Source organism: Veillonella atypica KON, assembly GCF_002959915.1.
Taxonomy (GTDB): domain Bacteria; phylum Bacillota; class Negativicutes; order Veillonellales; family Veillonellaceae; genus Veillonella; species Veillonella atypica.
The window spans coordinates 278,405-300,566 of sequence record NZ_PPDE01000003.1 but is presented as its reverse complement, the minus strand read 5'-3'; the positions used below and the strand labels follow the sequence as shown (position 1 = coordinate 300,566).

Sequence of the window (22,162 nt, the reverse complement as noted above, 5' to 3'; positions counted from 1 at the left end):
ATCCATTTGTACGAAAACATATGCAACTAAGTGTAACTAATATTAGAATGCTATTTGATAAACTTACTGAAAGTGTAACCTATACAGCTATTGCTAACGAGTGTGATACATCTATTACTACAGTATTACGTTATTGCTCTATGATCACTATACCTAAGCCCAAGACCTTACCCACTGTGATTGGTATTGATGAGTTTAAAGGAAATGCAGAAGGCTACCAATACCAAGTTAATTTAACTAATCCAGATACACATGAAATATTAGATATTTTACCGAAACGTGATACGCAAGCATTAATCCACTATTTTGCATCATTTAAACATAAGGATCGCCTACAAGTTAAGTTTATTGTAATGGATATGTCCATACAATTTAAGCGCATCATGGAGGCGCTATTTCCACATGCGCATATTATCTGTGATCGATACCATGTATGTCGACTTGTAGATTGGGCGGTAGAGCGAGTTAGAAAGCGTGAGCAACATAAACTGGCTGCTTATTCACGTATGTTAAAACAGAATCGACGTGTACTAATGAAGCATCCAGACCATTTAACGGAAGCCGAACATATTAAACTATGTGAAATACTCAGAATATCTGATGATTTACGAAAAGCATATGCTTTAAAACTTTCTTTTAGAAAAATCTTTTCAATCTATGGTAAACAAAGAATAGCTGCACATTTAACGCATTGGTTGGAATTAGTAAAAGCATCTGGCTTAAATGAATTTAATAACTTCTTTACATCATTTCCTGCATGGATGACGCAATTAACTAATGCATTCTTACTTCCATATTCTAATGGATACACAGAAGGAACTAATAACAAAATTAAAGTATTAAAACGGATAAGCTATGGACTTCGCCACTTTGGTAGATTTAGAGTACGTATTCTACTTTTGAGCAAAAAGAATGGCACCAACCATAACTATGATTGGTGCCAAAGAAGACTCGTAGGGTGAATACCCCAACATTTGACAGAGAGCCAAAAATAACAGATAGCTGATTGATGTTAATCAGCTATCTGTTATTTTACTAGGGATAACAAAAACAGCTAAATATATTGTATGTATATTCAATTCTCTAAATCACTAACTACATTACATCATAGCTTAATATCCAAAAGTTATAACTATACAAATAAAATATTTAAATTATTTCTCAACATATAACTCAAGCTCAATATTATTCTTATAATCTAGAACCATTAGGGTATATGTATCACCATTAACTATTTTTCTATATACCCCATCTTTATAACTCCACCCTAAGCCTTCTAACTGAGTTCTAAAAACTTCTCCTTTATAAGAAAGTTTAGCAATAAAATGAGGCGTCAAAGAACCTAGTCTCAATACTTTAGGATTAATATATAAAACTTCACTTTGAGTAGAGTTTTGAATCTCTCTAAATTCAGACCAATAATTCTCAAAATTAGAAGTATATTTAAGCTGTAAAAAATTATCAAAGGCTCCCCCTATACTAGCAGAAAGTAGTAATCCTATAATAAGTCCCACCCCAACAAAAAATATCTTTAAGATTTTCATAAATCTCACCTACTAAAAAATACTAATTACTAGACGTCCATCACTAAAATTAAACAGATAATTATTATCATCATAGTTAGATTTATATAACATATATTCTTTAGATAGAACTATATAGTCTAATACTAGCTTATCCTCAAAATTTTTATTTTGTTCTCCAAAAACTGTAACTTGCGTAGATTCAGATGCACCAAGTCTATGGAATAGTTTTGTCCAAGATATTTTTTCTAATACTCCAGTATTATACAATTTAAATGCTTCATTATATAAATTTGATGCATATGGATATCTATTCATAAAATAGTAATTACTAAAATTTACTACAGAAAAAATAATAGTACTAGTCAATATCCCTAAAAGCAAATATTTTAAAACGAACTTTATATTCATTATTAATATCGTCTCCAATACATTTTACTAGCATATTTATCAAAACCAACTGAATTAAAAAAGGCTCCATAACCATCATACTGTTGAACACCAAGTCCTGTTCGCTTAATTAAAATTAAATTACCTGCAGGACCATTATAGAGTTCTAGTCCACTGTTAGGATGTTCATTAAAATACTTCAAAACATTCGTATTATAATCTCCCCCCAAAAGATTTTCATCGGAAAGGTTCCCAACATAACTAGAGTAGCTTCCAGAAACAGATATGCCATTAGAGGTCGTTGATGCCCCCTCAGCAACATGGATTGTTTGATTTCTAGAGGAAAAAGATTCAAAATCTGTAGGAATTGCAACACCAGTTGACCAGTTGATGTGATTAAACGTTACACTTGAGGATACTGCTCCCCCCTCTACCGCTTTTTTTATTAATGAAGCAGCACTAGGGTCGTTAGGTATATTAGGAAATATTATAACCTTTATAGTAGCTCCAACTGGATTAATATTATCAGATATAGATACATCGCCTCCCACTTGATCATATACACCCCCAAATTTATCTACTAATCCCCCAATCATGCCTCCGACACCTGCAATATATACTCGCCCCGCATCAGCATTTGTTTCAATAGAATACACTTGATTATACTGTAAATTACTTGTATCAAGATAATCTATTGCCTTTTTAAAAAATAAATGTAAAACATTATGTTTAGTACCTAAGGAAGAAACGGCCATTCCAGTATCAGTAGATTTATTAGCTAATTTATTCACAGCCCCACCTAAAACAGCACTTAATAATTGTATTTGATTAGGATGTTCCTTCCCAATTTTATCTATAATTTTTTTATCGCTAGTTCATTAATCCCTGCCGCTACAACTCCCGATCCATTTGGTTTACCTGCCAATTGTGCCGCAATTTCACCAATCGCAGCATGTAATGCTACCTTCTGTGCTGAACCATCTTTCCAGTCGTATTTATCACTTAAGCGATGTACTTCTTCAAAAGCATTTTTAGCAAATAAACGTGCTAGCGCCTAACGTTCTTCAATTTTCTTTTTATCAAAAATCTTATCTAATTTATGTAGCGTATTCTCTGTATTGGTATTAATCGTCTTAGTATCAATTTCTTTACCATCTACTATTAGTATACCTTCAGAAATAGCAGATTGAGTAATAGAGTTCGCTTTACCTTTAGAGCCTACGCTAGCACTAATACTACCAGTTGGATCCTTGAAATTAGGTTTAGAGGATACAGAGAAGCCAGCCGACTTACTGTGTTCTTTAAAGTTATCTACATCTTGTAAGCTTTGAATATGTAAATCTCGACCTGTATCAACTTCAACTTTCTTACCAGATACAGTAGAGCCAATAATAGTAGTATCTCGCTTTGCTTTAAGTTGTGCTAATTGTGCTGCTCTAATCGTCGTTGGCACATAGCTTTCTTGGTGCGTATCGCCATTTTGACGAGCCATATTACCACTCGCATTAATATCGAGAAGTCCGCCACCAGTCAAACTAATACCAGCACCGATACTCCAACCAGAGCTTTTATAAGTATTCTTAACATCTACAGTATTTTTACCCGCTGCAAGGCTGATATCACTAACACTACAATATTTAATCCCTAAAAGTCCTCTATATTACCTATAGTGTCAATTTGTTCTTTGTAATATTAAAATCACCCTATTAGAACCTACTTCTTTAAATAACTCGATATAAACGTTAGCATCATAGTCATGTCCAACTATACGATTTTTACTTATTTCATTCCATCCTATATTTTGTTTTGAAAGTATCCCTTTAATATCATCAATTGTAATAGAGGCATATGTAATTTCCAGATTATTATTTTGAGATGCTCTGCCAGATACATAATACGCTTCATTTACTTTTTTTGAGGATATGGTTTCTAATTTTTGCTCATACAATTGAAGACTTTGCATTTGCTCTGGCCTTTTAATATACGCATGTAAATACGTAATTCCCATTAATAGGAATACCAATAAGACAAATCCAATATAAAGTTTAACTACAAATGGAATCCTATTCAATTTAAAATAACTTCTAGTCATACTCACCAACCCAAGTCTAATTTTAATTATCATTTATAGCATTAAAAATAATTTTCAGTTGAAATATAACCAATATAATTATTACGAAACAAAAATCTTTTTTTTGCTTTTTTCATAAGCATAGGCTTATTCTCTCACGCAAGCGCAGAATTGCCCTTAGCTACTAAATTTCTTAAACATAATTCTAGGCCTAATTCAATATACCTATGCCAGTTAAAAATGAATTAAAGATATTCCCAGTTGCCATTTTCAATTAACTTGCGATATCTTATAGGAACATTTTCATAACCATCTATTACCTTTATTCTTCCAATAAAATCATCATATTGTTTTTCATCCATATTAAATTTAAGATTTACAAATATATAGTGATCTAAATACCCATCATAAATAATATATTTTTGATGAATTTGATCAACTTGACCAATGAAAATCTGATGATTATAAATTGATTTGTATATATGATAATTATCTGATTCTAAGGAGTTTATCAATTTGTATGACCTTATACCAGAGGCAATACTTATCATTTGTCTATAGTCATACAAAACGCCTTCATTATTTAACTGAATCAGATAATCAGGCTTTATACCAACTATACTTCCTAATTCAGCATGAAAAAACCAGGAATTCACTAAAAAATAGATACCAATTAAAAACAGAGAAAGAATATTTCCTAATATACTAATTATCAGTAATCTCTTTTTCCACATCTACTTATTAACCTCTACTTCCATTTGGAATTCTACATATGCATTAGTTGTTGCAATAGCACCACTTTGTTGCCATTCTACACCAATGGGGTTAAACATCCCCAAAACACCTTTATAATTATCACTAGATCTAAATTTAACCTTTTCACTAACTACGCTCACGCAAATTATTTTTTACTAATGTATTGATCTCTTAGTTGCAACAAAATATTTCTCTCATTCTCTTCAATTTGATCTATACTATTTAGAATTATCAGATGTTCTCCATAAACATGTTTTAAGATTGAAACAGCTGAATCTCTAGCTTTTTTACCCGCAATACTTTCATCAAAATAAACTTGCATATCATTGGTTTCTTTATCAATGATAATAAAGCCACTCACATTAAATATTAAAATTTTAGTAGGTGTATCTTTTACACCTCGCACATCATTCGTAATAATAAGATGATTATCTAAATCCAAAAAAGTGGCTTCATAACCAGAACGGTACCATCGTTTATTAAAGTATTGTGCACCATGCTCAGAATTCATTAACATTTTTTCAAAATTATTTAAATCTTCTTTTGAAAAATCAGATAGTTTATTCTTCCTATTAACAACTATCTTAGATTTAGGATGATAGGTTTTAAAAGGACCACTCTCATCACCATAAACCTCGAACTCTAATACATCTAAAATATGATTTTTAATATCATAGCAACCAATTCCATCGTAGCCTAAATAGTAATAGTAAGATTCAGTGGGATATACTGCTAAAATTCGATTAGAAATCGATTCATCAATTGAGGTGTCTACTAATTCATGAGACTGTGTGGAAACAACTATATTATTATGGGCCACTTGATGATAATGATGATATATAGCTATACCAAGACTTACAATAGCTATCACTATAAAAATATAAGCTTTTTTCATATAAACTCTCTACCAAGCTAACTAATAAAATTTAACAATAGTCCTATTATGCTTTGTCGAAATATCTCAATCACAACCAGATTAAACTAAAAAATACCTTAAACTAAAGTACTCTGTATATGGTAATGTATCATCTTTTTATAAATCCCTATAACGGCCAAAAGATGAATTAAATTCCTCCCCTCATACGGAAGAAATTTTACCAAGCAAAAATCGCTAATAAGATTAGTAAAATGCTCTGCCCTACAGACACAGCAATTCGACCTATTCCTATAATACTAATGCCATAGCTTTTCCCTTCCTTGCACATAAAATATTCATTGAGATTTTGCTTTAATGCAAACATTTCTCCCCAAAGAAGGACTGCAAGTATTAACGAAAAAATAGAAAAACTATGTAAAATCCTCCCCCCGAAAATAGCCATTAATTCAATCATCAATAATTGACCTAATTGTATCATCGTAAGAAGAATACTTTTCTTAGTATTTGCGCCTGCAATAGTTATTGTATTATTCCGTATAATATATATTGCATACATACCAAGTAAAATACTACATAAGATACGCCCAGCGTTCATAATCGCTCCTAACTCCACTAATACATTTCTGAATAACTTTACCTATATAACTATTCATTAATTATTACGATTACCGCATAGCTAATAGTATGGATTCCATTTGTAAAAGTTAGTAATAATATACAATCATAAATTCATTCATGTTAATAGGTTTTACAGATAACTTTAATACTTCTCCACTAGTTTCTTTTTGAAATATATTACTCTCTATTTGTTGCCATCCATCTAATCTTAATGATTTCTCTAATGTATCCATATCACTATCACTCAATGCATCAACAATAAAGTATGGTCTAACACTACCAAGTTCATATTTAAAAGGATAGATGGCATTGATAGTAAAATGCTCACGATGATCAAAACTTTTATATTCATTCCAAATAAGAGCTTGTCTACCAGAATAAATGGATTCTAATGTATTATCTATTTTCTCTAATACAAGAGCACCACTAAATGAGCCTATGATCATTCCTACTACAAATATAATTATTTTTAATTTATTAATAACAACCCTATCGAAAACCATCTTTATCAGTCCACCATTTTATATTTAATTCGTATAAAGTCTTCTAATAACTGGACTCTAATGCTATTGGTATTAAGACCTTCCCTAATTTTGTCCTTATTATCATCTATATAATCTAAAAATTTACTCTGATTATACTTTGCCTTAAAGTCAGTATAATCAGAATTCTTCACCATAAACTTATCACCAACGCGAGTCCAGTTTATCTCATCAATCAAATCCTCTTTGTAGAGAGAATATCCATATCTGATTAATGCAGAAGAGTTGTCATTATAATGATAATATCGAGTAGTGATGCCGACAATTACGATTAGTATAAAGGCTGCAGCAATGCCACTAAGCAGATATTTTAATAATTTGGGACCAAGTTCTTTTAATAAACCTATATGCATATATTTTATTAGGCTCCATCTTCTCATTATAAACAGTAGTAATATTTACAATACTCCTCTAATGTACGATCAGTATCAAATGAACTCTAAAAGACAATTTATTAAACTTAGACTTTAGATTCTTATACATTTCCATGATTACTCCATATGACGTAATACTTTTAAAGTCTAGCAAAAACAAAATCTTTACTTGTTCATATAATCTTGTTCAAAAAGGTATTTAAATAGCTTCTATTGCCATATGCACTTAATCATAAACTTTTACAAAGCCATCTACCCATTGACGTTCGTTTAATACAACCTTCCCAATACCAAAATTGTCTAATCCATGAACAATAAATATGTCCCAAGCACTATATTTCTCTTTTGCTAATTCAGCATATTCATATTCACTAAATACACCTAGAGTTCCCCCCACTGTATAAATTGAATCCACATCATACCCATACCACAATATAAAAACTTCATTGTTTTTGATAGGATCATCTACACTATAATTTCTTGGTACTCCATCATTTAAAACAAATTCCTCAATATAAAAGTTTTCATCGCAAAATTCTCTAAATCCAGGAAGTTGTTTAGCTAACATTATTGCATTTTCTGCTAAATCTTTAGTCGAAAAATCCCCTAAACTAAAATACTCTGTATATGGTAATGTATCATCTTTTTTATATTTAGCTACGGCTTCATATATAGTTGTATTCATATTATCTAACCTTCCTATATATTCAATTCACGAAAAACCTAGCCTCATAAGTTTCTCCATTAATGTAATTAGAACTTATTTTTATCGAATAGTAATATTTTATTATTTAGTTACGAAAATAAACAAAAATAACCATGCATAGCATCATAAAGAAAACTGGCAAAACAGAATAAAAATCTTGTTTTGCTTTTTTTATCAATATTGCTTTAATTTCAGACGATAAGTTAGAATCTTCTTTAATAGCCGGAATTCTTAACCACATTTCTAGAAAACACATTGTTACCATTCCCAACTGCAATAAAAATTTAAATATTTTAGAATATCCAGAAAAAAGTGTATAGAAGAAAATTATTCCACCCATTGAAAGCTCTGATATTAATAAATATCTCGACCGTTTAATTTTTATTTTATTCAATGAAAAATAAGGATTTTTAATAAAGTACATACAAAATAAAAACACTAAAAATCCCACATAAACTATTATTATCATGCAATTCTCCACTAGTTATATTACTCTTAATAAAATTATAAATTGTATGTTTTACAAAAACAATATACGTAACATAAATAAAAAAGCTATTATATCCATACTAATAGTATATGTTTGGATATAATAGCTTTAATGCTATCAAACTTTATTTAATTAGCGACTTCCTAAAGGAAACTCAGGATCAGGTTCGTTTGTCATACAATCAAAACTTATCATTTTTTCCCGCGACTCACCGCAAGGTTTGCCCCCAACAGTCCTCCCCGATTGATATGAGGGTGGCGATGTGAGGTACCTTCTTTGATAGATGTTATACGAGATCGTTGAAATTTTTCAAACACTGTATCCAGTTCTCGCAAGAGAACCTTCTTTTGCGATGCTTTTAATTCATACAAGTCCCCTTTGAACTTAATATGTGTATCCTTCGCAGCTGTGCTAATGTCATAAATGCGTTCTTGCTGTTCATTATTAACATTCACGAGTTCATCTAAGGTCAGCTCATAGTAACGAGCCAACGCGCACAGTGTATCGAGGTCTGGTTCTCTATAGCCAGTCTCGTAATTAGACAATGCTGCATTACTAATACCTACAGCCTTAGCGACTTCGATTTGGCTCTTTCCCATGCGTACACGAGCCCGTTTTAAGTTCTTGTAAAATTGCATGTTCATCACCTATATCGATTACGTCAAAAGAATATTACAGTGTCTCACTGATAATTTTGAAAGCTTCTTCTGCAACAGCCAATGTTTTATCAATTTCTGCACCCTTATGACACATGGATACGAAGTTGCTTTCAAATGGACTTGGCGCATAGTAAATACCATGGCTCAAGTTATGATGGAAGAATATCTTGAAATGGTCCGCATTACATGCACTAGCGTCATCAAAATTGTGAACCGGTTTATCTGTAAAGAACAAGGTAAACATAGAACCCACACGTTGCACCACCGCTGGCACATTGTATTTCTTAGCCAATTCTTCAAGACCATTACACAATGCTTTTGTGCTATCTTCCACTTGTTTAAAGATGGTTGGGTCTCGTTGCAACATAGATAATGTAGCAAGGCCCGCCGTTACAGCCACAGGATTACCACTTAAAGTACCGGCTTGGTAAATAGGGCCGGATGGTGCTACTTCGCTCATAATTTTGCTAGAACCGCCAAATACAGCAAGAGGCATACCACCGCCAACAATTTTACCAAGGCAAGTCAAATCGGGTTTAATATTGTATAGTTTTTGTGCACCACCGCTGCTAGCGCGGAATCCACACATAACTTCGTCAAAGATTAATAGGGCACCATGCGCCTTTGTTACATCGCGCAAAGTTTCAAGGAATCCTTCTACTGGTGGCACGCAGCCCATATTACCTGCAACAGGTTCTACGATAATACAAGCAATGGTATCGCCCATTTCATCGAATAATTGTTTAACCGCGTCGATGCCATTGTATGGCAATGTGATGGTATTTTCTGCAACGCCCTTTGGTACGCCTGGGCTATCTGGCACGCCAAATGTAGCGAGGCCAGAGCCGGCTTTCACCAATAGAGAATCACTATGACCATGGTAACAGCCAACAAATTTAACGATACGATCGCGGCCCGTATACCCACGAGCTACGCGTAATGCGCTCATAGTCGCCTCTGTACCAGAGTTAACGAGACGCACCATTTCCATAGATGGCATGAAGGCTTGGATTTTCTTAGCCAATTCCGTTTCTAACAATGTAGGCGCACCATAGCTTGTACCACGAGGAATAGCCTCTTGCAGACTAGCTACGACCTCAGGGTTCGCATGGCCCAAAATCATAGGGCCCCAGCTCAACACATAGTCGATGTATTCGTTGTTATCGATATCATAGATGCGGCTGCCACTAGCGGAGCTAATAAATGGAGGGTTTGAGCCTACGCTACGATAGGAGCGAACAGGGCTATTAACGCCACCTGGCATATATCGCTTTGCTTCGTCAAACGCTTTTTCTGATTTACCTAGTTGTAACATAGTCACTCCTTATTGTTTAAGCCAACGTGCCACATCAAGGGCATGGTATGTAATGATAATCTTAGCACCAGCCCGTTTCATGGAGAGCATCGTTTCCATAACAAGGCGTTGTTCATCGATAAGACCAGCGGCTGCAGCCGTTTTAACCATTGCATATTCGCCGGATACATTGTAGACAGCCAATGGCAATTCATAACGATCACGTGCTTCGCGAACGATATCCAAATAACATAATGCCGGTTTAATCATGATAATATCCGTACCTTCGGCGATGTCGAGTTCGATTTCACGCATTGCTTCTAAGCGATTAGCCGGATCCATTTGATACGATTTACGGTCCCCAAATTGAGGCGCTGAATTAACGGCGCCACGGAATGGACCATAGTAGGCAGATGCATATTTTGCAGCATAGCTCATAATGGATACATTGGTGAAACCAGCTTCATCAAGAGCTTCACGAATAGCACCTACACGGCCATCCATCATATCTGATGGCGCCACCATATGAGCACCTGCTTGTGCTTGGCTAACGGCAACCTTGCACAATAGAGGCAATGTTTCATCATTTAAAATTTCGTGATGATCAATCATGCCGCAGTGACCTGTAGAGGTATATTGACATAAGCATACGTCTGCAATGACCAATAGATTTGGCACCGCTTCACGAATGGCTTTAATCGCTTGTTGTACCGGTTGCTCCATATCCCAAGCAGAGGAACCTTGTTCATCCTTATAGGTAGGAATACCAAAGATTTCTACACCACGAATACCGAGGTCATAAGCCTCTTGCGCCACCTTTACCGCTTCGTCTACGGATAAATGGTATTGTCCTGGCAATGTGTCGATTTCTTTTTTTATGCCTTCACCAGGAACGATGAATAATGGATATATCAAATCAGTTGTATCTAATGTTGTTTCTCGTACTAAATCACGCATTTCTGGAGAAGTGCGCAAACGGCGAGGACGATAGGTTAAATCGTACATAGTAAATTTCCTTCTTCCGTTTAATAATGACAGTATATTAGTTAGCGCAGTCTTTCACGATTGTGTCTACAAGACCTTCTGTCGTATATACAGGACTAATGATATCTACCTTTAAACCTGCACTCATAGCCGTAGCGGCCGTAATAGGTCCGATACATGCAATCTTTGTATGTTCTAATAGTGAAAGTGCATCCTCACCCAATAACTCCAATGTATTGGTAACTGTAGAGGAGCTAGTAAATGTAATATAGTCGACATGACCATGTTGCAATGCATCTACCAATGCCTCTTGTTGAGATGTATCTTGTTGTGTTTCATACAAGCGCAAGATATCTACATCGATATCTAAGTGACGCAATTCACGAGGAATCACTTCACGAGCCTTCTTAGGTTGAATTAATAACACCGTATCTCCAGCTTTTACATGCTGTTTCAATGCATCAACAACAGATTCAGCCTTATAATCTACAGGAATAATATCCGGCGTAATACCATAGTTAGTCAACGACTTAGCTGTAGCACTGCCAATAGCACATACCTTAGCATAGCCTAAAGAGCGTGCATCCTTACCTTCTCCGTACAATGCATCAAAGAAGTAGCGTACCCCTTCAGCGGATGTGAATACGACACAAGAATAGCGATCTACGCCATGTAATAAACGTTTATCTTCATCAAATAATTCTACAGGCTCTGTTTTAATAGCTGCTGCTTGGATAACATTGGCTCCTTGATTCATGAGCATATCGCGGAATTTGCTAGCTTGAGAGCGAGCACGAGTAACTACAATCGTTTTGCCGAATAATGGCTTGTTATCGAACCATTGCAATTGTTCACGCAAGTTTACAACATCGCCTACGACGATGATGGCTGGTGCTTTTAGTTGTGCCTTTTCCACGTCTTCTACAACATGTTCTAGTGTGGAAACAAGCACCTCTTGAACAGGTTTAGTACCCCAGCGAATGAGCGCCACTGGTGTATTAGCAGGGCGGCCATGAGCCATCAATTTTTCTGCGATTGTAGGTAAATTGCCTACACCCATGACAAAGCAAAGGGTATCCACTGCTGTGGCAAGGCCTTCCCAATGGATGCCAGATACCGCTTTTGTTGGGTCTTCATGACCAGTAACAACCGCAAAGGATGTAGCCATAGCGCGTTGTGTTACAGGAATACCAGCATAGGCAGGCGCTGCGATAGGCGATGTAACACCAGGTACAAATTCAAAAGGAACACCGGCCTCACGAAGGGCCATTGCCTCTTCACCGCCACGGCCAAATACGAGGGGATCCCCACCCTTTAAGCGGGCTACGATTTTGCCTTCTTTTCCCTTTTTTACCAATAGTTCGTTGATTTCCCATTGGTGCATAGTATGTTCTCTACATTGTTTACCTGCATAGATTAACTCAGCATCAGGACGAGCCCATTCTAATAAATGAGCATCTGCTAAATAGTCATACACGATAACATCTGCGCGTTCTATACATTCCTTACCTTTTACAGTGATTAATTTAGAATCTCCAGGGCCTGCGCCGATCAAATATACTAAACCTGTCATTTTATGATTCCCTCCTTAACAAGAGCTTCCACAATGTGTTTGCCCCCTTCTTCATATAAGGCTTTCGCAAGGTTTTTGCCTAACATAACCCCTTTCTTAGCAGGTCCAGACAATTCTCCTTCATATACAGTTTTACCATCTAAGGATGCAATGAGTGCTTTCAATATGAGCTGCCCTTTTTCAACGGTTCCATATACGCCCATTGGCACTTGGCAACCCCCATTGAGTTGATTCAAGAAACTACGTTCCCCTTCTACGGCAAGGCGTGTTGGTTCGTCGTCGATTTTTGAAAGTATTTCTAACATCTCAGTATCGTCACTGCGACATTCAATAGCCAAAGCACCTTGCCCCACAGCAGGAATCATTTCATCCGCCGTAAAGACTTGTGTAATTCTATCATCTAAACTGAGCCGTTTAAGGCCTGCTTGTGCTAATACGACGCCATCGAGGCCTTCTGTTTCAATCTTGCCAAGACGGGTTTGCACATTGCCGCGGATGACTTCGATGCGTAGGTCTGGACGGCGATGCAATAATTGGGCTTGACGACGTAAACTACTGGTACCAATGCGAGCACCTTCTGGCAATTGGTCCAATGTTTTGTATTTAGGACTGACCAAAGCATCGAATGGTACTTCCCGTTTTGAAATAGCACCTAATGTAAGACCGTCTGGTAATTCCGTAGGCATATCCTTTAAACTATGAACGGCGATATCGATATCACCAGCATGCATAGCCGCCTCTAATTCAGCAGTGAATAAACCTTTGCCACCTACTTCCGCTAGTGGCTTATCTAAAATACGGTCCCCTTTCGTATTAAAATGGACTAGTTCCACTGTAATACCAGGGTATAAGCGTTGTAATTCACTTTTTACATATTCTGACTGCCATAAAGCGAGAGTACTCTTTCGAGTTCCAATTCTAATGTGGTTCCTCATTCTACGAGCCTTCTTTCTCGAGATTAAACATATCTTTGAATAAATCCCAATATAAACCTTCTTCTTGTGTACCTGCGATTTCATTGAAATGAATCATCGGTTCTCTTAGCATTTTTCTAACAATCATACGACTCATAGAATCAATGATGCGACGCTCTTTATCGGAAATATCCGGCAATTTAGCCAGCGCTCGATGTAATTCACGGCGACGAATACGGTCAGCCTTATCCGTCAATAATGCCATCATAGGACGTACGGATAAATAACTAAACTTTTCTAACACTTCATCGATGGCTTCGTGAATAATCGGTTCAGCCCGTTTCGCCTCTTCCTCGCGTTGTTGTTTATTTTCTTCTACAACGCTTTCTAGAGCATCGATATTGAATAGGTACACACCTTCGATATCCGCAACGACAGGATCAATATCACGTGGTACCGCAATATCAATCATCACGATGGGACGTCCATGACGCAATGCGGAAATCCGTTTAGCCTCTTTTTCACCAATAATATAATGCGGTGCCCCCGTCGATGTAATGATGATATCTGCATGTTCCGCTTGTTCTACATAGTGATCTAATTTAATGGCTTGCCCATTAAATTTCTTCGCCAAGGCTTCCGCTTTGGTAAAAGTTCGATTTGATACGAATATGGTTTTTACGCCCTTTGCTTGTAAGTGTGTAGCTGTTAACTCACTCATGGTACCAGCCCCTAAGATGAGGACTGTTGCTTCTGAAAGTGGTTTGTCTAGGCTATCTTCCGCCAAGTTAACCGCCGTGTAACTAACAGACACAGGTGTATTCGCAATGCCTGTATTGGTCCGAACCTTTTTACCAACACCAATAGCGCGTTGGAACAAGATATTAAATACGGTTCCCGTAAAGCCTGCACTATAGGCCGCAATATAGGCACCTTTCAATTGGCTAAGGATTTGACCTTCCCCCAATACTAGGGAGTCAAGGCTAGCAGATACGCGGAATAGATGTTCTATACACGCTTTCTCTTCATAGAAGAAAAATGCGGATTCATCAATTGTATCGGCATGTTTTAAATGCTTTAATACATCGAGCATATACGCTTTAGGAGATTGTACATCTTCTAATACGGCATAAATTTCCGTACGATTGCAAGTCGATAGAATGACGCATTCTGAAATTTTTTCATATTCATAGAGTCGATTTAAGGCGCTTTCTACCTCGTTTTTTTCAAACGAGAAACGTTCACGCACCTCAACGGCAGCACTTCTATGATTTAGTCCTAATACCACTAATTGCATGGTGTAGTTTCTCCTCTATCAAAGGCCATTGTCCCTTAAGAATAGCCTGAAATTCAGTTTCGCTTAAATGAGTACGCCAAAAACGGCTACGCTCCTCTACGCTAGGGATCAGTAACTTTACCTCTTCCCTCATAATTTTAAGTCTCGGTATGGCAATTTGCAATATATTATAACGATTCATCATATCTTGTTTCACAAGGCGATTAATACGTGGTCCCCCATTATTAGCACTAATCGCAACATGCAAATCACCCATATCGATTGTTGATGGTACTGTGAAATCACAAGCTGTAGCATTATCGGCACGATTGACTAGTATGCCATTATTGCGCGCTATAGCTTCGATATAATTATTAACAGCTTTATTATCTGTACAAATAAACAATAATTTACATTGTTTTACAATGTCTATATGGTCATCGCTAAACACTGTATTGTGCCAAATAAATCTGTTATCCTCAAGCCAAGCTTTCATCTGATTTGTTATAACAGGGCTAATGACAATGCATTGACAGGGCTCGTCTAAGCATAATGCTAGACGTCGTTCAGCCACGGCGCCACCACCTACAAATAAAATGGTATCACTCGCTGTAGTTTGTAATGTTAGAGATATCATAATGAACCTCGCATAATTGATGATACCGCTTATGTATACCTACATATGAAACTATAGATATACATAAGCGGTATAAAAAATCGGCTTGATGAATCAAGCCGATTGCTTATTTGCTTACATAAATCGTTTAAGGTAAACGCCGATACGTCCCTTACGGGATGTGCCCGTAATAGCCTCTACCTTCATTCGGCCACGACCACGCATAGAGATGATATCCCCTTCTTTGACCTCTTGGGATGGCCCCTTTGCAGGTTGCCAATTTACTTGCAATAAACCGGCATTTACAGCGCTCACCAATTTGGTACGGGATACGCTAAAGCCAGAGCTTGCTACCGCATCCAATCGAAGTGATGCAACGGTAGTACGCACTTCTTTAATCTTTTCTTCTTTTGGTGCTATCTCATCTAACTCCATCGGAGTTACAGATACGGCAACCATAGCAATCTTTGTAAAATTTTGCACTACAAAATCTGCTACAGCGCTATCTACGAGAATTTGTGCGCCCCCTTGGCCCATGATAATATCGCCAAATTTCGATCGATCAATGCCAAGCCCCATCAATGAACCAAGCACATCACGATGATTTAACAATCTAAATCGTGGATCCCAAGATACCTTCAAGGGAATGATACCCATATCTACTGTACCTTGAAAATGACTATCTACAAAGGCGATACGAATACGTTCCGCCCCTTCATAGCCGCCATAGGATTGAACGAGTAATTCAGGATAAGCCGCCTTAATTGCATCCGCAATAACAAGTCCTGCAGGACTTGTAAAGTCACATACGCGATACGGTTTTCCCTTTACCACTTGTTCTGCTAAATCAAGCATACGGCGCGCTTCTTCACCGCTACCGCTTGCTTCAAAATATCTAATTAATTTACTAGTATCAGCCATTATTTCCCCAATTCATTGGAACGAGCTAAACAAGCAACAACCCCATCTTGTAGGGCACTGCGCAAGCCACCTTTTTCCATAGCTCCAATGCCAGCAATCGTAGTGCCGCCAGGGCTAGTCACTTGATCGCGCAATATAGCAGGATGTGTGCTGGATTCTAATGCCATTTTACCAGCCCCGTACATCGTTTGGGCGGCCGCCTTAATCGCCAATTGACGAGGTAATCCAATGCGGACGCCCGCATCAGCCAAGGCATCTAAAATGACAAACATATATCCTGGGCCGGCACCAGACAAAGCGCCTAATCGATCTAGGTCGGCTTCACTGACAACGGCTACTTCACCAACCGCATTAAATAAAGCCTCCACGTGAATTGTATCAGCTCCATTATCCGCAGTCAACGCAGTCATACCACATCCAATAGATGCTGGAGTATTCGGCATGGCACGGTACAACACCGCGGTTGGTAATGCTTTGCGCAAGGTATCTAATGTTACACCAGCTGCTACAGATATAACCGTAGCACCCGCTTTCACAGACGTTAATTGGCTCAATACAGATGGTAATACCTGTGGTTTAACAGCTAAGATAATCGTGTCAAACTGTGCCATATCAGGTAATTCTACAAAACCTGTAACGCCCAATTCGTCAACTAATTCGTCGCGATGTTCAGGGCGACGCACTACGATTGATACATTATCTCTACGTAATATGCCTTGTGAAAGTGCGCCTCGTAAAAGGGCACCACCCATGGCGCCTACGCCTATACATACTGTTTTTCCCAACATAGTATCACCACTTTTTCTATACCGGATTATTTATTTTGCCAGTTAAATTCTTGTTGCTCAGTTGTTCCACTTTCAGATTCATTATTATAATCAATGGATACATTAACAGGTACGCACATGAAAATGTCTTTGCCTACCTTTTCCAATTTACCATCTAATGCAAATGTTGCACCAGATACAAAGTCAACAATACGAGCAGCTTCATGAGGATCTGTATTTTCAAAGTTAATCAATACAGGACGCATGTCACGCAATTGATGAGTGATGCTTTCAGAATCTTCAAAAACCTTAGGTTCGATAACAACTACTTTCATGGCTGTTGGACGTTGTGTCATAGTGGATGTGCCTCCTACCTTACGTGGATGGAACTCAGATGCAGCTGCTGTTGGTGCTACTGGTGGCACGTCCTCTGCATAGTCCTCATCATCTTCATATTCATACTCATCATCATAATCATAACGGTCATCATTATTAATGCCGATAAAATTTTTGATTTTTTGCCATTGTTCTCCCATAGACATGGTAATCCTCCTAATATACTCACACTGTTATATTCCCAATTAGTTATATACACGTTCCCCAAAGATGGCAGTGCCTACACGCACGATGTTAGCCCCTTCTTGTAAGGCTATTTCAAAGTCATGTGTCATCCCCATCGACAAATATTGTATATTCCCATCAGGGAAATACCCTTTCATATCTTCATACAAAGCATGTGCCACTCTAAAGATAGGTCTTGCATCCTCCGGATTTTCGAAAAACGGAGCCATGCACATCAACCCTTTAACGCGTACATGCGGTAAGGTCTTCGCATAGTCTCGTATGTCAGGAAAATCCTCTACGGACATACCAGACTTACTCGCTTCGCGAGCTACATTGACTTGTAACAATATATCTTGTACCTTATCATGCTTAGCAGCAACCTTTTCGATTTCATCTAATAGTTTCTTACTATCTACAGAATGAATCAAATCAAACATCGGTACCGCTTGACGAACCTTATTAACTTGTAAATGGCCAATTAAATGCCATACCAATTTAGGTCCTGTATAAAGCATTTGTTTTTCTTTTGCCTCTTGCACGCGATTTTCGCCTACATGAGTGCATCCAAGGCGAGCCACTTCCTCTACAGCCGTTACAGGATGATTCTTTGTAACCGCAACAAGTAACGCCGTATCCGTGCGCCCTACGCTAGCCATTGCATCAGCCATGCGTTGTTGGATTTTATGAAGGGATTCTTCAATCATATGATCCTCCCATATAGTAACGTATAAATAAATATCCTATAGACTTATATTATATAATATTTAACCAATAATGTATATCTTTACCGTTTTTCGAGCATACCAAATAATGCCATACGCCCTGTTTTACCATGTTCACGACGATAGGAAAAACAATTCTCATCGGTCATACTATCGGTACCACTAATACAGATTTGATCCTTTGGAACACCTCGTTGCAACAAATCTTCTTCGATAAATCGCCATAAATCAACATGTGGTGTCGCTTTCGACGCACCATCTCTAACGATATATCGGACCAATTCATCACTATTGGCATCAGTTATTTTCTTCCACTCGTCTGTGAAAGTATCTGCCAGTTCTTGATTAACCTCAAAGGATTTAGGTCCAATGCTAGGACCTAAATATACATAGCAGTCTTCAAAGCGCGTACCAAAATCTCGTTGCATCGCCTCTATGGTGATAACCGGTAGATGGCCTATAGCACCGCGCCAACCTGCATGAACGGTAGCTACCACATGATGCACAGGATCGTAAATGCCTACTGGTACGCAATCGGCAGTAAATAAGAATAATGGAATATTTGGTATATCCGTATAGATTGCATCACAATCTGGAATAGCAGTATCAGAACTCATAGCACCAGCACCGATTAAATCTTCTGTAATGCGTACCGCATTGAGTCCATGCACCTGATTACCACAGGTAATGCGGTCTGGCGATACACCTAAATGATCAGCCACAATGCTGCGGTTATCTAATACATCTTGTAATGAATCTCCTATGTGAGTAGCTAAATTTAGAGATTCACATGGCTTCTTAGATACACCGCCATGACGATATGTATCCCCCATAACCAGAGGAAATTGATTGGCCCAGTTAGGCATTTCAAAAGACCATTTACGATCATCATTTGTATTTACATTTACAACAGTAATATCCATACGACTGTTCCTCTACTATTTATTTCTCGAATCACTTACACACGCCACAGCGCTTACACCCTTCCATACAAGGCGGTGTATACGCTTCATCAACTGCCCGTTGCCATTCTTGTTCTAAATAACCATTTCTTAGGCCCATATCCAAATGAGACCAAGGCAAATAATCCTCAAACTTGCGTTCCCGATAATTGCAGTCATCCATGTCGAGGCCGGCTTTTTTCATTTCAGATTTAAAGGATTTGCTACCTCTATCTAGAGCACATGCAGCGAGTACCTTGCCTAAACGGCGATCACCTCGAGCGAGTACACCTTGGATATATGCTTCTTTAGGAGACTCAACGAGTACCTCGATACGACGATTTTTTTGCAATGATTTCTTAATATATTGTAATTTCTTTTCTACGCTCTTTTGATGATCCATAGCCATCCACTGGAATGGTGTAAATGGCTTTGGTATAAATGGATTGATACTAAGTGTTAATCGGCCTTTACAGCCCACCTCAGCCATGTGTGCTTGTGTACGTTCTGCCAGTCCTACGATAGCATCTATATCTTCATCCGTTTCCGTTGGAAGTCCTATCATAATATATAGCCTCATATGTTGAATACCGGACTTAGCGGATAACTGAGCCGCGGTGCGAAGATTTTCTTCACTAATCCCCTTGTTGATGACACGGCGTAAGCGTTCACTACCCGTTTCTGGTGCAATAGTAATTGTCTTTTGTCCACTTTCAGCCAATCCATCGACAACGGCTTGTGTCAAGGAATCGGCGCGCAAGGACGCACAAGAATAACGCATATCCTTAGAGCGAATATAGGTTACTAATTCATCAACCTCTGGATAATCGGAAATGGCCGCCCCCATAAGGCCCACCTTTTTTCCTAACTTTTCTGCTCTATCGACGCCTTCTTTCAAAATATCCAGTGGTCGTACACGCGGTACGCGGAAACAGTACCCAGCCATACAGAATCGACAATGGCGGCCACAGCCTCGAGCTACCTCAATGATATACATAGCGCCAAACTCGGTGAAATTCGTAGCAATTACCGTTTCACCTCCACTCGTTAGAGGCTCAAAATGGCGTCGTATAATTTTAGGCGCACCCTCTGCTATATCATAGCCAACAAAACGCTTATTATCGTCATATCGAGGCGTATATAAGACAGGTACATATACACCATCAATTTGAGCTAGTGCGGCAATCGTTTCTTCTCGGCTTTCACCATTCTCACGGCCCTTGCGAATTCGTTCTAACACAGCAGTAACGATACCCTCCCCTTCACCGATGATGAAAGCATCGATAAAATCGGCAAAGGGCTCAGGATTAAATGTCGCACAAGGTCCTCCGGCAATGACGATAGGATCAAAGCCAGTTCGATCTTCGCTCATAACAGGCACACGCCCATGTCGTAGCATAAGAGGAATATGAAAATAATCCATTTCAAAGGTCACATCAAAGGCTACCACATCAAACTGATGCATAGGTCGTTGCGTTTCAACACTCATAAGCGGAGTTTTCGTCTTATCATAGGCATCTAGTTCCTTTTTCTCAGGTAAGAATATCCGCTCGCATACACTAGATGGATGCAAATTGATTTCCTCATAAATAATGTGAAGGCCTAAATTGCTCATGCCAACGAAATATGTATTTGGATAAACAATGGCAACCTTTTGCTCCGCATGAGGGTTAATAGTTACGCGACTATCTTCATCTTTATAAAGTTCTTGTAATCGATCAATTAAATCTTTGCGATTCACTAATATCCTTTCTAATAAGCCCACTACGAATAGTGGGCTAAATAAAATAAATTTACTATGTATCTATAAATAGAATTATATTATATATCATTCATGCATTAATACTAGATTACCGTACTAGATTTTTGATTTTAAAGTATCTTTCGTCTTAGTTGTCTTGGTTTTAATGGTATTAACAATTTGAGGGCGATGTTTTTTCTCATAAGGATATAATGCAACTTTACCTTCTTTATACTCTGCAATATAAATATCCTTAACAGAATAGCCTTGCTCTTGCACCTCTTGTTCGAGCCACTCTCTATCCTTTTCAATCATATCAAGAGTAAATTGATTAATTTGACCATCATTGATCAAATCAAAACGAATATTTTCTTCACCGAACTGAACAACACTAAGCTGACCATTTTGCTCTAATACGGCGCGCTTAACATCTGCTACATATTGAACACCAGCTGTGCGAAGTTTTAGTTTTAACTCAGCCGATTGAATGCCATAACGCATACATTCCTCAGTTAAAATATGCCCTTTTTCAATAACAATTACCGGATGACCATCTAGAATTGTTTTAAAGAAACGCAGATTACCTTTTAAGAATTTAAGCGTCATTACGAGAATAGTCCATAAGATGAGGACTAACATAAATTGTAAAATACCAATCGCATCATTATAGATGATGGCGCCGATAATGCCGCCGAGTACATAGTTTTGTAATTGATCTAAGGCTGAGGTGGGCGCCAAATTACCTTTACCCATTAAGTTAATTTGTAAAATAATCGCCAAGAGACCTATGGCGAGTTTGGCAAAGACCATCCCATAGACGGCCATAGCTTCTGTCATATGTGG

General features: G+C 37.8%; 27 protein-coding genes. 1 reads left to right on the top strand and 26 read right to left on the bottom strand.

Features of this window, described 5'->3' with window-relative positions; translation table 11 throughout:
* Positions 1 to 962: ISL3 family transposase (locus VAHSUH02_RS02490; RefSeq protein WP_105112038.1), on the top strand; the 962-nt coding region annotated here is incomplete at its 5' end.
* Positions 963 to 1,154: 192 nt separating this feature from the next.
* Here VAHSUH02_RS02490 and VAHSUH02_RS02485 read toward each other — a convergent pair.
* From VAHSUH02_RS02485 to VAHSUH02_RS02365, 26 genes are all read right to left on the bottom strand, one after another.
* A complete protein-coding gene (locus VAHSUH02_RS02485; protein ID WP_005382366.1) occupies positions 1,155 to 1,544 on the bottom strand; it encodes a hypothetical protein in 390 nt (129 codons plus the stop codon).
* 12 nt (positions 1,545 to 1,556) lie between these two features.
* Positions 1,557 to 1,934, bottom strand: coding sequence for a hypothetical protein (locus VAHSUH02_RS02480; RefSeq protein ID WP_005382364.1), 378 nt, complete (start codon positions 1,932 to 1,934; stop codon positions 1,557 to 1,559).
* Between the two features lie 2 nt (positions 1,935 to 1,936).
* Positions 1,937 to 2,704, bottom strand: a complete 768-nt coding sequence (locus tag VAHSUH02_RS09775) for a hypothetical protein (protein WP_005382361.1) — start codon at positions 2,702 to 2,704, stop codon at positions 1,937 to 1,939.
* A 263-nt stretch (positions 2,705 to 2,967) separates the two neighbouring features.
* Positions 2,968 to 3,531, bottom strand: a complete 564-nt coding sequence (locus VAHSUH02_RS09770; protein WP_255308849.1) for a hemagglutinin repeat-containing protein — start codon at positions 3,529 to 3,531, stop codon at positions 2,968 to 2,970.
* A 54-nt stretch (positions 3,532 to 3,585) separates the two neighbouring features.
* The gene (locus VAHSUH02_RS02470) at positions 3,586 to 4,005 is read right to left on the bottom strand and encodes a hypothetical protein (protein WP_038148491.1); all 420 of its coding nucleotides are present in this window, start codon (positions 4,003 to 4,005) and stop codon (positions 3,586 to 3,588) included.
* 224 nt (positions 4,006 to 4,229) lie between these two features.
* Positions 4,230 to 4,718, bottom strand: a complete 489-nt coding sequence (locus VAHSUH02_RS02465) for a hypothetical protein (protein ID WP_005382354.1) — start codon at positions 4,716 to 4,718, stop codon at positions 4,230 to 4,232.
* Between the two features lie 167 nt (positions 4,719 to 4,885).
* On the bottom strand, positions 4,886 to 5,635 hold the full coding sequence (locus VAHSUH02_RS02460) for a hypothetical protein (protein WP_005382352.1): 750 nt from the start codon (positions 5,633 to 5,635) through the stop codon (positions 4,886 to 4,888).
* A 199-nt stretch (positions 5,636 to 5,834) separates the two neighbouring features.
* Complete coding sequence (locus tag VAHSUH02_RS02455; RefSeq protein ID WP_105112036.1) at positions 5,835 to 6,212, bottom strand: hypothetical protein; 378 nt, start codon at positions 6,210 to 6,212, stop codon at positions 5,835 to 5,837.
* A gap of 109 nt (positions 6,213 to 6,321) precedes the next feature.
* Positions 6,322 to 6,738 carry a hypothetical protein gene (locus VAHSUH02_RS02450; RefSeq protein WP_005382350.1) on the bottom strand — a complete coding sequence of 139 codons (417 nt, stop codon included), beginning with the start codon at positions 6,736 to 6,738 and terminating at the stop codon, positions 6,322 to 6,324.
* 5 nt (positions 6,739 to 6,743) lie between these two features.
* Positions 6,744 to 7,130, bottom strand: a complete 387-nt coding sequence (locus tag VAHSUH02_RS02445) for a hypothetical protein (RefSeq protein ID WP_105112037.1) — start codon at positions 7,128 to 7,130, stop codon at positions 6,744 to 6,746.
* A 247-nt stretch (positions 7,131 to 7,377) separates the two neighbouring features.
* The gene (locus VAHSUH02_RS02440) at positions 7,378 to 7,836 is read right to left on the bottom strand and encodes a hypothetical protein (protein ID WP_005382348.1); all 459 of its coding nucleotides are present in this window, start codon (positions 7,834 to 7,836) and stop codon (positions 7,378 to 7,380) included.
* Between the two features lie 106 nt (positions 7,837 to 7,942).
* Positions 7,943 to 8,326 (bottom strand): hypothetical protein, encoded by a 384-nt coding sequence (locus VAHSUH02_RS02435; RefSeq protein WP_005382346.1) that lies wholly within the window; start codon positions 8,324 to 8,326, stop codon positions 7,943 to 7,945.
* Between the two features lie 212 nt (positions 8,327 to 8,538).
* Positions 8,539 to 8,985, bottom strand: a complete 447-nt coding sequence (locus VAHSUH02_RS02430) for a helix-turn-helix domain-containing protein (RefSeq protein WP_005382344.1) — start codon at positions 8,983 to 8,985, stop codon at positions 8,539 to 8,541.
* Between the two features lie 34 nt (positions 8,986 to 9,019).
* Positions 9,020 to 10,321 (bottom strand): glutamate-1-semialdehyde 2,1-aminomutase, encoded by a 1,302-nt coding sequence (gene hemL, locus VAHSUH02_RS02425; protein ID WP_005380355.1) that lies wholly within the window; start codon positions 10,319 to 10,321, stop codon positions 9,020 to 9,022.
* A 9-nt stretch (positions 10,322 to 10,330) separates the two neighbouring features.
* Positions 10,331 to 11,305: a porphobilinogen synthase gene (gene hemB, locus VAHSUH02_RS02420; protein ID WP_005380358.1), complete on the bottom strand. Its 975-nt coding sequence runs from the start codon at positions 11,303 to 11,305 to the stop codon at positions 10,331 to 10,333.
* Positions 11,306 to 11,342: 37 nt separating this feature from the next.
* Complete coding sequence (cobA, locus tag VAHSUH02_RS02415) at positions 11,343 to 12,857, bottom strand: uroporphyrinogen-III C-methyltransferase (protein WP_005382340.1); 1,515 nt, start codon at positions 12,855 to 12,857, stop codon at positions 11,343 to 11,345.
* A complete protein-coding gene (hemC, locus tag VAHSUH02_RS02410; protein WP_005382339.1) occupies positions 12,854 to 13,792 on the bottom strand; it encodes a hydroxymethylbilane synthase in 939 nt (312 codons plus the stop codon). Before hemC ends, cobA begins: the two co-directional genes overlap by 4 nt.
* 1 nt (position 13,793) lies before the next feature.
* The gene (gene hemA / locus VAHSUH02_RS02405; protein ID WP_005380364.1) at positions 13,794 to 15,068 is read right to left on the bottom strand and encodes a glutamyl-tRNA reductase; all 1,275 of its coding nucleotides are present in this window, start codon (positions 15,066 to 15,068) and stop codon (positions 13,794 to 13,796) included.
* Positions 15,037 to 15,684 (bottom strand): precorrin-2 dehydrogenase/sirohydrochlorin ferrochelatase family protein, encoded by a 648-nt coding sequence (locus VAHSUH02_RS02400; RefSeq protein ID WP_005380381.1) that lies wholly within the window; start codon positions 15,682 to 15,684, stop codon positions 15,037 to 15,039. Before VAHSUH02_RS02400 ends, hemA begins: the two co-directional genes overlap by 32 nt.
* A 114-nt stretch (positions 15,685 to 15,798) precedes the next feature.
* A complete protein-coding gene (locus tag VAHSUH02_RS02395) occupies positions 15,799 to 16,584 on the bottom strand; it encodes a YlmH family RNA-binding protein (protein ID WP_005375694.1) in 786 nt (261 codons plus the stop codon).
* A complete protein-coding gene (proC, locus tag VAHSUH02_RS02390) occupies positions 16,584 to 17,372 on the bottom strand; it encodes a pyrroline-5-carboxylate reductase (protein ID WP_005382338.1) in 789 nt (262 codons plus the stop codon). The genes VAHSUH02_RS02395 and proC overlap by 1 nt, the downstream gene beginning before the upstream one ends.
* 26 nt (positions 17,373 to 17,398) lie before the next feature.
* The gene (locus VAHSUH02_RS02385; RefSeq protein WP_005375690.1) at positions 17,399 to 17,893 is read right to left on the bottom strand and encodes a cell division protein SepF; all 495 of its coding nucleotides are present in this window, start codon (positions 17,891 to 17,893) and stop codon (positions 17,399 to 17,401) included.
* Positions 17,894 to 17,932: 39 nt separating this feature from the next.
* Positions 17,933 to 18,619 (bottom strand): YggS family pyridoxal phosphate-dependent enzyme, encoded by a 687-nt coding sequence (locus VAHSUH02_RS02380; protein WP_005382336.1) that lies wholly within the window; start codon positions 18,617 to 18,619, stop codon positions 17,933 to 17,935.
* 80 nt (positions 18,620 to 18,699) lie between these two features.
* The gene (gene pgeF / locus VAHSUH02_RS02375; RefSeq protein WP_005382335.1) at positions 18,700 to 19,560 is read right to left on the bottom strand and encodes a peptidoglycan editing factor PgeF; all 861 of its coding nucleotides are present in this window, start codon (positions 19,558 to 19,560) and stop codon (positions 18,700 to 18,702) included.
* A gap of 31 nt (positions 19,561 to 19,591) precedes the next feature.
* Positions 19,592 to 21,319, bottom strand: coding sequence for a radical SAM protein (locus tag VAHSUH02_RS02370; protein ID WP_038148486.1), 1,728 nt, complete (start codon positions 21,317 to 21,319; stop codon positions 19,592 to 19,594).
* 117 nt (positions 21,320 to 21,436) lie between these two features.
* Positions 21,437 to 22,156: a DUF421 domain-containing protein gene (locus tag VAHSUH02_RS02365; RefSeq protein ID WP_005382330.1), complete on the bottom strand. Its 720-nt coding sequence runs from the start codon at positions 22,154 to 22,156 to the stop codon at positions 21,437 to 21,439.
* Positions 22,157 to 22,162 lie beyond the last annotated feature (6 nt).